Origin of the sequence: Micromonospora sp. NPDC048868 (assembly GCF_043198195.1) — a bacterium.
GTDB lineage: Bacteria > Actinomycetota > Actinomycetes > Mycobacteriales > Micromonosporaceae > Micromonospora > Micromonospora reichwaldensis.
The window spans coordinates 539,673-551,699 of record NZ_JBICUN010000001.1 but is presented as its reverse complement, the minus strand read 5'-3'; the positions used below and the strand labels follow the sequence as shown (position 1 = coordinate 551,699).

Annotated in this window: 13 protein-coding genes and 1 riboswitch; of the genes, 9 read left to right on the top strand and 4 right to left on the bottom strand. The window is 74.4% G+C overall.

Going from position 1 to position 12,027, the window contains the following annotated elements:
• Positions 1 to 33 precede the first annotated feature (33 nt).
• The 3 genes from recO to ACGFNF_RS02570 all read left to right on the top strand — a co-directional run bounded on the left by recO (position 34) and on the right by ACGFNF_RS02570 (position 1,938).
• Complete coding sequence (recO, locus tag ACGFNF_RS02580; RefSeq protein ID WP_311413808.1) at positions 34 to 876, top strand: DNA repair protein RecO; 843 nt, start codon at positions 34 to 36, stop codon at positions 874 to 876.
• 8 nt (positions 877 to 884) lie between these two features.
• Complete coding sequence (locus tag ACGFNF_RS02575) at positions 885 to 1,688, top strand: isoprenyl transferase (protein WP_357577649.1); 804 nt, start codon at positions 885 to 887, stop codon at positions 1,686 to 1,688.
• A gap of 64 nt (positions 1,689 to 1,752) precedes the next feature.
• The gene (locus tag ACGFNF_RS02570; RefSeq protein ID WP_311413809.1) at positions 1,753 to 1,938 is read left to right on the top strand and encodes a hypothetical protein; all 186 of its coding nucleotides are present in this window, start codon (positions 1,753 to 1,755) and stop codon (positions 1,936 to 1,938) included.
• Between the two features lie 141 nt (positions 1,939 to 2,079).
• On the opposite strand, the gene gndA is transcribed toward ACGFNF_RS02570, so the two are convergent.
• Positions 2,080 to 3,522: an NADP-dependent phosphogluconate dehydrogenase gene (gene gndA / locus ACGFNF_RS02565; RefSeq protein WP_393165343.1), complete on the bottom strand. Its 1,443-nt coding sequence runs from the start codon at positions 3,520 to 3,522 to the stop codon at positions 2,080 to 2,082.
• A gap of 544 nt (positions 3,523 to 4,066) precedes the next feature.
• Here gndA and ACGFNF_RS02560 point away from each other — a divergent pair.
• Positions 4,067 to 4,303, top strand: a complete 237-nt coding sequence (locus ACGFNF_RS02560; RefSeq protein WP_357577595.1) for a hypothetical protein — start codon at positions 4,067 to 4,069, stop codon at positions 4,301 to 4,303.
• A gap of 69 nt (positions 4,304 to 4,372) precedes the next feature.
• Here the strand turns inward: ACGFNF_RS02560 and ACGFNF_RS02555 are convergent, their stop codons facing one another.
• The 3 genes from ACGFNF_RS02555 to ACGFNF_RS02545 form a co-directional block, all read right to left on the bottom strand.
• Positions 4,373 to 5,173 carry an energy-coupling factor transporter transmembrane protein EcfT gene (locus tag ACGFNF_RS02555; RefSeq protein WP_151452832.1) on the bottom strand — a complete coding sequence of 267 codons (801 nt, stop codon included), beginning with the start codon at positions 5,171 to 5,173 and terminating at the stop codon, positions 4,373 to 4,375.
• 120 nt (positions 5,174 to 5,293) lie between these two features.
• Positions 5,294 to 6,709, bottom strand: a complete 1,416-nt coding sequence (locus tag ACGFNF_RS02550) for an ABC transporter ATP-binding protein (protein WP_357577594.1) — start codon at positions 6,707 to 6,709, stop codon at positions 5,294 to 5,296.
• Between the two features lie 138 nt (positions 6,710 to 6,847).
• Positions 6,848 to 7,441: an ECF transporter S component gene (locus ACGFNF_RS02545; protein ID WP_132240395.1), complete on the bottom strand. Its 594-nt coding sequence runs from the start codon at positions 7,439 to 7,441 to the stop codon at positions 6,848 to 6,850.
• A gap of 73 nt (positions 7,442 to 7,514) precedes the next feature.
• Positions 7,515 to 7,620: riboswitch (TPP riboswitch) on the bottom strand.
• A gap of 200 nt (positions 7,621 to 7,820) precedes the next feature.
• On the opposite strand from ACGFNF_RS02545, the gene ACGFNF_RS02540 reads away from it, so the two are divergent.
• From ACGFNF_RS02540 to ACGFNF_RS02520, 5 genes are all read left to right on the top strand, one after another.
• The gene (locus tag ACGFNF_RS02540; protein WP_393165341.1) at positions 7,821 to 8,822 is read left to right on the top strand and encodes a permease; all 1,002 of its coding nucleotides are present in this window, start codon (positions 7,821 to 7,823) and stop codon (positions 8,820 to 8,822) included.
• Positions 8,819 to 9,652, top strand: coding sequence for a TIGR03943 family putative permease subunit (locus tag ACGFNF_RS02535; protein ID WP_357577593.1), 834 nt, complete (start codon positions 8,819 to 8,821; stop codon positions 9,650 to 9,652). The genes ACGFNF_RS02540 and ACGFNF_RS02535 overlap by 4 nt, the downstream gene beginning before the upstream one ends.
• 56 nt (positions 9,653 to 9,708) lie before the next feature.
• Positions 9,709 to 10,539, top strand: coding sequence for an alpha/beta fold hydrolase (locus tag ACGFNF_RS02530; protein WP_393165243.1), 831 nt, complete (start codon positions 9,709 to 9,711; stop codon positions 10,537 to 10,539).
• 61 nt (positions 10,540 to 10,600) lie between these two features.
• Positions 10,601 to 11,365: an SIS domain-containing protein gene (locus tag ACGFNF_RS02525; protein WP_132240392.1), complete on the top strand. Its 765-nt coding sequence runs from the start codon at positions 10,601 to 10,603 to the stop codon at positions 11,363 to 11,365.
• Between the two features lie 153 nt (positions 11,366 to 11,518).
• Positions 11,519 to 12,019 carry a DUF6328 family protein gene (locus ACGFNF_RS02520; RefSeq protein ID WP_357577591.1) on the top strand — a complete coding sequence of 167 codons (501 nt, stop codon included), beginning with the start codon at positions 11,519 to 11,521 and terminating at the stop codon, positions 12,017 to 12,019.
• Positions 12,020 to 12,027 lie beyond the last annotated feature (8 nt).

The window sequence follows — 12,027 nt, the reverse complement described above, 5'->3', positions numbered from 1 at the left end:
CCCTGATTCCGCACCCCGAGAGAGAATGGTCCGATGGCCGGGTACCGCCGACAGCTCTACCGCGACGACGCGGTGGTCCTGCGCGTGCAGAAGCTCGGCGAGTCCGACCGGATCATCACCCTGCTCACCCGCCGGCACGGCCGGCTCCGCGCAGTGGCCCGGGGGATCCGCCGCACCACCAGCAAGTTCGGTGCCCGGCTGGAGCCGTTCGGTCACGTCGACCTCCAGCTCGCCGGCGACCCGAAGGGCAACCTGGGCAGCTCGCTGCACACGGTCAGCCAGGTCGAGGGCATCGACCTCTACGGCAAGCGGTTCCTCGGCGACTATCCCCGCTACACGGCGGCCAGCGCGATCGCCGAGACCGCCGAGCGACTCACCCCCGTCGAACGGGAGCCGTCGCTGCGGCTGTTCCAGCTCACCCTGGGCGCGCTGCGGGCGCTCGCCGAGGGCAGCCACGCCACCACCCTGGTGCTCGACGCGTACCTGCTGCGGGGCATGACGCTCGCCGGCTGGGCGCCGGCGCTGACCGCCTGCGCCGTCTGCGGCACGCCGGGGCGGCACCGGGCGTTCTCCGTACCGGCCGGGGGCGCGGTCTGCCCGGACTGCCGGCCGCCCGGCGCGGCCCATCCGGCCCCGGCCACCATCGACCTGATGTCCGCGCTGACCAGCGGCGACTGGCGGGTCGCCGACGCCACCGAGACCGGCGTACGCCGGGAGTGCAGCGGCCTGGTCGCGGCACACCTGCAGTGGCACCTGGAGCGCGCGCTACGCTCGCTGCCGCTGGTCGACCGGGGCGCCCCGGGGGCCGGCCCGGTCCCGCCGCCGCCCGGCGTCGGGTCCGGTGCGGACGGTGTGAACAGGGGGAGAACCGAGTGATCCGATCGATGAGGGCCGGGCGTCGCGAGCCGGTGCCGCCGACTCCGCACCCGTCGGGCGCCCGGCCGCCGGCGCTGCCCGCCGACGCGGTGCCGAAGCACGTCGCCGTGGTGATGGACGGCAACGGCCGGTGGGCCAAGGATCGCGGGCTGCCCCGCACCAAGGGCCACGAGGCGGGGGAGTTCTCCCTCTTCGACACGGTCGAGGGCGCCATCGAGATGGGCATCCCCTACCTGTCGGCGTACGCCTTCTCCACGGAGAACTGGCGGCGCTCGCCGGACGAGGTCCGGTTCCTGATGGGCTTCAACCGCGACGTCATCCGCCGCCGCCGCGACCAGCTGGTCGACCTGGGGGTGCGGGTGGTCTGGTCCGGCCGGGCCGGCCGGCTCTGGAAGAGCGTCATCTCCGAGCTGCAGACGGCGGAGGAGATGTCCCGGGGCAACTCGACGCTGACCCTCCAGTTCTGCGTCAACTACGGCGGTCAGGCCGAGATCGCCGACGCCGCCGCCGCCATCGCCCGCGACGTGGCGGCGGGCCGGCTGGACCCTGAGAAGGTCAACGAGAAGACCGTCGCGAAGTACCTCTACCACCCGGAGATCCCCGAGGTGGACCTGTTCCTGCGTCCCTCCGGCGAGGAGCGGATCTCGAACTTCCTGCTCTGGCAGACCGCGTACGCCGAGCTGATCTTCCTCGACACGCTCTGGCCCGACTTCGACCGCCGCCACCTCTGGTACGCCTGCGAGCTCTACGCGCAGCGGGACCGTCGCTTCGGCGGCGCGCTGCCCAACCCGGTCGCCCCGCCGCCCGCCTGAGGCTTACCGCCCGCTCGTACGGGGTACCACGGTGGTCAGCAGCCACCGACGGAGGTGAACCCACATGATCCAGAAGCGTATTGCCCAGTGGGCGATGATGGCCGTCGCCGTGCCGTTGGCGGCGGCGGGCGCGCGCCGGCTCAGCCACACGCTGGAGGCCCGCCGCGGCCCGACCGGGGTGAGCCGCCTGCTCACCAAGGGCGCCGACATGCTCCGCCCGCAGAAGGCGAAGCGCCGCCGCTTCTTCTGACCACGCACCCGCCAACCCGTGACCTGACCCCACCCCCGACCCGTTCGTCGCTCATGCAGTCGTGGTGCTCCGTGAAAGCCCCACACCGGGGCGTTCCGCCCACCGGAAGTGCATGATCGACTCGCGGGTCGGGGGTTTGGGTCAGGTTCTCGTTTCGGTGCGGTCGGTGGGCCAGTTCGTGTGGAAGGTGCCCTCGCGGTCCACGCGCTGGTAGGTGTGCGCCCCGAAGTTGTCCCGCAGCGCCTGGATCAGGGCGGCCGGCAGCCGCTGGGCGCGCAGCGCGTCGAAGTACGCCAGCGACGAGGCGAACGCCGGGGCCGGCACGCCCGCCCGCGCCGCGTTGGCGACCACCCGCCGCCAGCTCGGCACGCCGTCGTTCACGGTGTCCGCGAACCACGGCGCCACCAGCAGCGTCGGCAGGTCGGGCCGCTCGTCGTACGCCTGGCGGATGCGGTCGAGGAAGCGGGCCCGGATGATGCAGCCGCCCCGCCAGATCGTCGCGGTGCCGCCCAGGTCGATGCCCCAGTCGTACTCGCGGGAGCCGGCGCGGATGTGGTCGAAGCCCTGCGCGTACGCGACGATCTTCGAGGCGAGCAGGGCGCGGCGGACGTCCTCGACGAAGGCGTCGGGGTCCTCGACCCGCCCGGTCGCGCCCGCCTCCGGAAACGCCTGCCGGGCCGCCTCGCGCTGGTCGGCGTGCCCGGACAGCGAGCGGGCGAAGGTCGCCTCGGCGATGCCGGTGATGGGGATGCCCAGGTCGAGCGCGCTCTGCACCGTCCAGCGACCGGTGCCCTTCTGCTCGGCGCGGTCCAGCACGACGTCCACGAACGCCCGCCCGGTGGCCGCGTCGGTGTGCGCCAGCACGTCGGCGGTGATCTCGATCAGGAAGGACTCCAGCTCGCCGGAGTTCCAGCCACGGAAGATCTCCGCGATCTCCGCCGGCTGCGCGCCCAGTCCGGCCCGCAGCAGGTCGTACGCCTCCGCGATGAGCTGCATGTCGGCGTACTCGATGCCGTTGTGCACCATCTTGACGAAGTGCCCGGCGCCGTCCGGCCCGATGTGCCGGCAGCACGGCACCCCGTCCACCTGGGCGGCGATCCGCTCGAAGATCGGCCCGAGCGTGCGGTACGACTCCGCGGATCCGCCCGGCATGATGCTCGGGCCGCGCAGGGCGCCCTCCTCGCCACCGGAGACGCCGGTGCCGACGAAGTGCAGGCCGTGGGCCCGTAGCGCCTCCTCCCGCCGGCGGGTGTCGGCGAAGTGCGCGTTGCCGCAGTCCACGACGATGTCGCCCGCGTCGAGCAGCGGGACCAGCTCGTCGACCACGGCGTCGGTGGGGCCGCCCGCCTTGACCATCACGATGACCGCGCGGGGCCGCTCCAGCGACGCGACGAAGTCGGCCATCGACTCGGCGGGCAGGAACGTCCCCTCGTCCCCGTGCTCCGCGACGAGGCTGCGGGTGCGCTCCGGCGACCGGTTGTGCACCGCCACGGCGAGACCGTTGCGGGCCAGGTTGCGGGCCAGGTTCCGGCCCATCACCGCCAGCCCGGTCACACCGATCCGTGCCGTCGCCCGCCCGGCCATCCGTCCGCCCTCCGCCGTCGACACCCGCCGGTGCGACCGTATCGCCGGGCGGGGGGTCCCGGAGGCATGTCGGGCACCCCGTCACCGCCACGTGGCGGTCGCCCCGAAGGGCGCGAGGGCCTGCCGACGATCCCGCGCCGGGCGGCCTCCCCGGGCCGTGACCGGCCAGCCGAGATCCTGCGCCGGAGGGCCTCCGCGAGGCGCGACCGGCCGACCCGCCGGGCTGCCTCCGTGGGGACGCGGCCGGCCGGTCCCGGACCCCGCCGGTAATTCGGCTGCGCGCGGACCGGTCGGGCGGCTAGCGTGTGGGCATGCGCAACTGACGCCCCACTTCCGAGCCGACCCGCCGCATCGCCGCGGGTCCGCGTGCTCCCGGGCGTCCGCATTCCGCACCTGCCGTCGAACGGCGGTGTTCCTCGTGGTCGATCCCGGGCAGCTGTCCCGATCCCGCCCGACCGTCGCGTGACGGTCGCCGAACGAGACGGGCCCCGGTCACCGGACGTCGCTCCGGTGCGGCAGGGCCCGCAGACCGAGGAGGCACCGGATGCCCGCCAGGCGCAACCCGAAGAAGTCCCGTACCACCGTCCCCACGCCGTCCGTCGCGGACCTGACGCCCGTCAACCTCGACGAGGTGGCGGTCGCGCCGGTCGTGCCGGCGCTGCCGGTCGACCGGCCAGCGGCGCCGAAGGCCGGTCCGCCGGTCTCCGGCGCCGGCCGCTCCGGCGCGCTGCGCGGCCAGAAGGCCGGGCAGGCCCGCCGGTACGCCTTCCGGCGCAGCTGACGGTGCCGGTCGGGTGGAGTCGTCGTCACGGCGACTCCACCCGGCCCGCCCGCCGACCAGCGGGCGGCGTCAGCCGATCAGCGGGCGGAAGGTGCCGAGCAGCACGCTGACGGTCAGCGCGGCCCCGGCGAGCACCGCCGCGCCGGCGATCAGCAGGCCGTCGGCGGCGACGAAGCGCTGTCGCCGGGCGACGGTGCGCGGGACCCCGGCGTCGAAGCCCCGGGCGTCCATCGCCACGGCCAGCCGGGTGCCCCGGCGGATCGCCCCGACGAGCAGCGCGAAGGCCGTCGACACGAACAGCCGCAGCTTCGCCAGGGGATTACGGCCGGCCTCGACCCCCCGGGCGCGACGCGCCATGGAGATCATCTGCCACTCCTGCCCGAGCAGCGGCACGAGCCGGAACGCGGCCAGCGCCCCGATGGCGAACCGGGCCGGCGCCTTCGCGTTCTGGATCAGCGCGTCCGCCAGGTCGGTCGGGTCGGTGGTGGCGAAGACGATCACGCCGGGCAGCGCCACCGCGAACATGCGCAGCACCAGGCCGAGCGCGGTGAGCAGCACCCCGGAGGTGACCACCACCGGGCCGGCCTCGACCAGCACCCGGCCGGAGCGCTCGGCGGCGAAGAGCACCAGCGTCACCACCACGCCGACCGCGCCGACGAGCAGTGGCCAGGCCCGCCGCGCCAACACCCGGAAACGGACCCCGAACAGCGGCAGCAGGGCCAACTCGACGGCGATCGCGATGGCCGGGGCCACCGGGTCCAGGGTGGCGATCAGGATGAACGAGAACACCAGCGCCGCAGCGAGCTTGGCCACCGGGTTGCGCCGGGCCAGCAACGCCTCCGGCGCGGCGACCGGCTCGAAACTGATCACGCCCGCTCCAGGGTGGGGCGGCGGTCCGGGTGGGTGACCGGTGCGGCGTTCGGGCTGGTCACGGTCGCTCCAGGGTGAGGCGGCGATCCGGGTGGGTGACCGGTGCGGCGTTCGGGCCGGTCACGGGCGCTCCAGGGTGAGGCGGCGATCTGCCAGGGCGGCGACGAACTCCGGGTCGTGGGTGACGGCGACCAGGCCGTGCCCGGCGTCGCGCAGCTCGGCGAAGAGGTCCACCAGCTCCAGCCAGGTCCGCCGGTCCTGACCGAAGGTCGGTTCGTCGCAGATGAGCAGGCGGGGCGCGGTGGCCAGGGCGGTCGCCACGCTCAGCCGCCGCGCCTCCCCGCCGGAGAGGGTGTACGGGTTGGCGGCGGCGAGTTTCGTCAACCGCAGCCGGGACAGCAGGGTGTCGACGGTGGCGTGGACCGCCGCCTCGGGCTGGCCGGTGCGGCGCGGGCCGAGCGCCAGCTCGTCGAAGACGGTGTTGGTGACGAACTGGTGCTCCGGGTCCTGGAAGACCGAGCCGATCCGGCGGGCCAGCGCCGGGGCGCGCCAGCGGTGTGGGGGCGTGCGGGCGTCGTCACCGGCCAGTGCCGTCGTCGCCGCGATCCGGCCGGCCCCGGGCTTGAGCAGCCCGCCCAGCAGCAGGGCGAGGGTCGACTTGCCGGCCCCGTTGGGCCCGACGACGGCGAGCGCCTCGCCGGCGCGTACCGCCAGGTCGACGGGGGCCAGCCGGGGCGGCAGGCCGAGTCGGTCGGCGGTGAGCAACACGTCGCCGGGCGGCGCAGTCGCGTGGCGGGGCGGTACCGGGCGGCCGGGCACCCAGACGCCCTCGTCGGCGAGCGCGTCGCCGTGCATACCGAAAACGGACTCGGGCGTGCCGTCGGCGCGGACGCCGCCGCCGGGTTCGAGCACGACCACGCGGTCGACCAGGGGCAACGCCTCGGCGACGCGGTGTTCGACCAGGATCAGCGTGGTGTCGGCGTCGAGCGCGCCGGCCACCGCCGCCCGGATCAGCGCCGCGCCGGTCGGGTCGAGGTTGGCGGTCGGCTCGTCGAGCAGCAGCAGGCCGGGGCGCAGGGCCAGCACCCCGGCCAGGGCGAGCCGCTGCTGCTCGCCGCCGGAGAGCGCGGCGGTGGGGCGGTCCCGGGGGTACGGGAAGCCGACCCGGGTCAGCGCCTCGTCGACGCGGGGCCAGATCTCCCCGGCGGGTGTGCCGCGGTTCTCCAGCCCGAACGCCACGTCGTCGCCGCTGCGGGCCATCACGAGCTGGGTTTCCGGGTCCTGGAAGACGATGCCCACCCGCTCCCGGCCCTTGCGGGGGTCGAGCCCGTCGATCTCGACGGTGCCCTCCTGCTCGCCCGAGTCCTCGGGCAGCAGCCCGGCCAGCGCGGCGAGCAGCGTGCTCTTGCCGGCCCCGGAGGGCCCCAGCAGCAGCACCCGCTCCCCGGCTTCCACGCGCAGGTCCACCCCGCGCACGGCCCAGGCCCGCCGCCCGGCGTGCCGCCACCCGAACCCCCGCAACGTCACCGCCCCCACGCCGCCCCCTTCCTTCCTGCCTGCCCGCGGGCGTTGATCATGAGGTTGTTGTCGTTCGGCACGGCGTGTCGTGGCAACAACTTCATGATCAACGCGGCCGGGTCGTGGGTGGGTGGGGTGGGTGCGTGGGGGTGGGGGTCAGATTGGGGTGCGGTCTCGGGCGGCGGGGAAGCGGTCCAGGGCGCCCGTGGTGGCCAGGGCGCGGGTCAGGGCCCAGCCGCCGGCGCCCGCGACGATCGTGGCGCTGACGATGGTGAGCAGGGCGTAGGGGATCCGGTAGCTGCCCAGGGCGTACTCGCTGTTCCAGACGAAGAAGTCGAACAGGGCCGCGCCGAGGCCGGTCAGCGCGCCCGCGATCAGCGCGGTGGGCAGCCGGAACGAGCGGTACCGGAACGCGGCGAAGGCCAACTCGGCGCCGAGCCCCTGGATCAGGCCCTGGACGATGGTGACGCCGCCCCACTCCGAGCCGAGCAGCGCGGAGACCGTCGCCGCCACCGCCTCGCAGAAGAGCGCCGCGCCGGGCTTGCGGATCACCAGACCGCCGAGGACGGCCGGGACCAGCCAGACGCCGTACATGATCGCCTGGCTGGCGGGGAAGAACGCGAACGCCGGGTCGACGGCCCGCCACAGCAGGCCCCAGGCCCAGAAGATGACGCCGAAGGCCACCGCGATCACGGCCGCGACGACGACGTCGACGGTACGCCAGCGGGTGGCGGTGTTGTTGTCTCGCATGATTGCTCCCAGTCCCGAACGAGAACCAGGAGAAGACGCACGCCGCGCCCGGAACGTGCCGGACGTCGACGCGGCTGGAGGTCGACCGAACTCCCTGCGCTGGCATTACCCAGATCAGGTTCGAGGGTCTGCGGGCGGTGCCCGCACTCTCAGCGCTGTGCGCTCCCCTGTCGGATGTGAAGTTGTGGCCCGACGCTAACACCTTTGAAGATCATCGGGCAAAGTGATCTTTCCGCAGCTCACCAGCGCAGTCGATCGACGGCGTCGATTCCGGCCCGGTACTCTCGGGCGGCCACTGGGAATCCGGCAGAGGGACACGTACGTGACATCCGAGGCTGACCGCCGCGCGCCGGACGGGTCGCACCCGGGCGCGGTGGGCGTGGCCGCTCCAGGCGTACGCGAGGAGAAGCCGGCGGCGCCCCGCGGCCCGGACCGGCGGGTCGGGTCGGTGGAGGTCCTCGCCGGCCTGCTGATCCTGCTGGTCGTCTTCCGCGAGCCGCTCGCCCGGGCCCTCTCCGCGCCCCGGTTGCAGACCTGGACCACCGTCTTCGTCTCGGTCATGGTGCAGGCGGTGCCGTTCCTGGTCTTCGGGGTGCTGCTCTCCGCGGTGATCGCCGTCTTCGTGCCCCGGTCGTTCTGGGCCCGGGCGCTGCCGCGGCACCCCGCGCTCGCGGTGCCGGTGGCCAGCGCGGCCGGCGTGGTGCTGCCCGGCTGCGAGTGTGGGGCGGTGCCGATCGCCGGGTCGCTGATCCGGCGCGGGGTCACCCCGGCCGCCGCGTTGGCGTTCCTGCTCGCCGCCCCGGCGATCAACCCGATCGTGCTGACCGCCACCGCCGTGGCCTTCCCCGACGACCCGGCGATGGTCCTCGGGCGGGCCGTCGCGAGCCTGCTCGTGGCGATGGTCATGGGCTGGCTGTGGCTGCGCCTCGGCCGGGCCGACTGGATCCGGCTGCCGCGCCGGCCGGAGCTGGACGGCGGCCCGCGCGGGCGGGCGTTCTGGGGGGCGGTCCGGCACGACGTCACGCACGCCGGCGGCTTCCTGGTCATCGGCGCGGCGGCCGCCGCCACGATCAACGTCGTGGTGCCGGAGCGCTGGTTGCAGACGCTCGCCGACGAGCCGGTGCTGTCGGTGCTCGCGCTGGCCGTGCTCGCCGTGCTGCTCTCCCTCTGCTCCGAGGCGGACGCCTTCGTCGCCGCCTCGCTGTCGCAGTTCTCGCTGACCTCCCGACTGGTCTTCCTGGTGGTGGGGCCGATGGTCGACCTCAAGCTCATCTCGATGCAGGCCGGCGTCTTCGGCCGGCGGTTCGCGCTGCGGTTCGCCCCGACCACCTTCGCGGTGGCCGTCACCGTGGCCGCCGCGACCGGGGCGGTGCTGCTGTGAACCGGCAGGCGCAGGCGGTCGTCCTGCTGCTGCTCGGCGGCGCGGTGGTCCGCGCCAGCCTCACCGACCTGCACCTGCGCTACGTCAAGGAGGGTCTGCGGCCCTTCCTGATCGCCGCCGGCCTGCTGCTGGTGGCCGCCGCGGTCATGACCCTCTTCTACGAGCTGCGCCCGCTCCTGCGACGCACGCCCGCCGGCGACCACGACGGCCCGGCCGGTGGATGGCGGCCCCGGCGCGCACCCGGCCCCGACGCTCCCGGCGATGGCGACGACGGGCACGAGGGCGACGGCGGGCACGGCGACGACGACGGGCATGACGGGCACGGGCACCGCGAGCCGCGGGTCGGCTGGCTGCTGATCCTGCCCGTGCTGGGCCTGCTGCTGGTCGCCCCGCCGGCCCTGGGCTCGTACGCGGCCGGTCAGGCCGGCACCGCCGTCACCACCCGGCAGCAGCCGTCCGACTATCCGCCGCTGCCCGCCGGCGACCCCGTGCGGGTGACCGTGCTCGACTACGCCTCCCGGGCCCTGTTCGACCGGGGCACCTCGATCGGCGAGCGCCGGGTCCAGCTGACCGGCTTCGTCACCACCGGCCCCGACGGCCGGCCGCTGCTGGCCCGGATGGTGCTCTCCTGCTGTGCCGCCGACGGGCGGCCGGTCAAGCTGGGCCTGACCGGCGCGGCCCCCGACGGGCTCGCCGACGACACCTGGATCGAGGTGACGGGCCGCTACAGCGACCGCATCGCCCGCGACCCGGTCAACGACGCCGAGATTCCCTACCTGGACGTGGAGTCCTGGCGGCAGGTGCCCGTCCCCCGGCAACAGTACGAGTGACAGGTGGGCCCGGCAGTCCCGGGCGGCCAGGTGCGGCGCTGGGTAGGCTCACGATCATGCGGATCGAGGCCCGGGGGTTCACGTTCGACGTCCGCGTCGGCGGACCGGAGGGCGGCACGCCCGTCCTGCTGCTGCACGGCTTCCCCCAGCACGGCGGGGAGTTCGACGACGTGGTGCCCGCGCTGCACGCCGCGGGCCTGCGCACGTACGCGCCGGACCAGCGCGGCTACTCGCCGGGCGCGCGGCCCGAGGCGGTCGAGGCGTACCGGCTGCCGGAGCTGGTCGCCGACGCGGTGGGCCTACTCGACGCGCTGGGCGTCGACGCGGCGCACCTGGTGGGGCACGACTGGGGCGCGGTCGTGGCCTGGGCCGTCGCGGCCCACCATCCCGAGTGGGTCCGCACGCTGACCGCGGTCTCCGTGCCGCACCCCGCCGCCATGGCGTGGGCGCTGACCGAGGACGCGGGGCAGAAGGCGCGCTCGGCGTACATGACGGTGTTCCGCAAGCCGGGCACGGCGGAGAAGGCGCTGCTGGTGCTGGGCGCGACCGGGCTGCGCCGGATGCTGCACGGGGTCGGCGACGACGCGCGGGTGGCCGCGTACGCGGACCCGATGCGCGAGCCGGGCGCGCTGACCGCCGCCCTGAACTGGTACCGCGCGATGTCCCGCCGGGACCTGGCCGCCATCGGGCCGGTGGCGGTGCCGACCACGTACGTGTGGAGCGGTCGCGACATCGCGATCGGCCGGACCGCCGCCGAGGCGTGCGCCGAGCACGTGACCGCCGACTACCGCTTCGTCGAGCTGCCCCGGGTGAGCCACTGGATCCCCGACGAGGCGCCCGCCGCGCTGGCCGAGGCGATCCTGGCCCGGGTGCACGACCCGGTCTGACCTTCCCCCGCGACGACACCGGGCCGGCGGACGCCGGGCCCACCCCTCACGGAGGTACGACATGGACCGAGCAGACACGACGGTGAAGGCCGAGGACTTCCTGGCCGTGGTGACCGACACGATGCACCGGGTCGCCGAGAGCCAGCGCGAGGCGGTGGGGCGGGCCGCCGACCTGATCGCCGAGGCGGTACGCGCCGACGGCGTGGTCCACGCGTTCGGCACCGGTCACTCCGAGGCGCTGGCCATGGAGATCGCCGGGCGGGCCGGCGGGCTGGTCCCGACGAACCGCATCGCCCTGCGGGACCTGGTGCTGCTCGGCGGCGCCCCGGTCGACGTGCTCGGGCCGCTGCTGGAGCGGGACCCGGCGGTGGCGCACCGCCTCTACGAGCTGGCCCCGGTCGGCCCCCGGGACGTCTTCGTGCTCGCCTCCAACTCGGGCGTGAACGGCGCGATGGTGGAGTTCGCGTCGCTGGTCAGGGAGAAGGGCCACGGGCTCGTTGCGATCACCTCGGCGCAGCACTCCGGGCAGATGACCTCGCGCCATCCGTCGGGACGCAAGCTCGCCGACTTCGCCGACGTGGTGCTCGACAACGGCGCCCCGTACGGCGACGCGACGCTGCCACTGCCCGGCGGGGGCGCGGTCGGCGCGGTCTCGTCGATCACCGCGGCGCTGCTGGCGCAGCAGATCACGGTCGAGGTGGTGGCGCGGCTGCTGGCGGCGGGGGAGCGGCCCCCGGTCTACCTGTCGGCCAACATCGCCGGGGGCGACGAGCACAACAACGCCCTCGAGGCCCGGTACGCGGGCCGGATCCGCCGCGGCTCCTGACGCCTCGTGGCTACGGTCGGCCGCCTGACGATCGACAGGGAACCGGCGCGTCAGACAGTGACGTGAGTCGGTTTCGCGCGTCGACGGGTGGGGCATCAGCGATGCTGCCGCCGGCCGCCCCCGCCGGCAGTACCGTCTGACCGGAGGTAGCGCGTGTCCAAGGAAACCGAGAAGCAGCGCTGGCAGCGCAACTTCGCCGACCTGCTCCAGGAGCTTCGGGTCGCCCAGACCGGCGTGCAGATCCTCTTCGCGTTCCTGCTCACCCTGCCGTTCAGCAACGGCTTCACCCGTACGAGTGGCTTCCAGAAGGACGTCTACATCGTCGCGTTGCTGGCTGCTGCCGCCGCCACCGCGATGATCATCTCTCCGGTGGCGTTCCACCGTGCGCTGTTCCGGCAGGGCCGCAAGCCGGAGCTGGTCCGCTTCGCCCACCGGATGGCCAGCGGCGGGCTCGCCTTCATGCTGATCTCGATGGTCAGCGCGGTGCTGCTGATCACCGACTTCGTGCTGGACCGGAGCATCGCCCTGGTGCTCAGCGGCCTCACCGGCCTCTGGTTCCTCACCTTCTGGGTGTTCCTGCCGTTCTCCCGGCGCAACTGGGGCGAGGACGACGACGATGACGACGACGATGATCCCCGGTCCCTGAGCGACTGACTGACGTC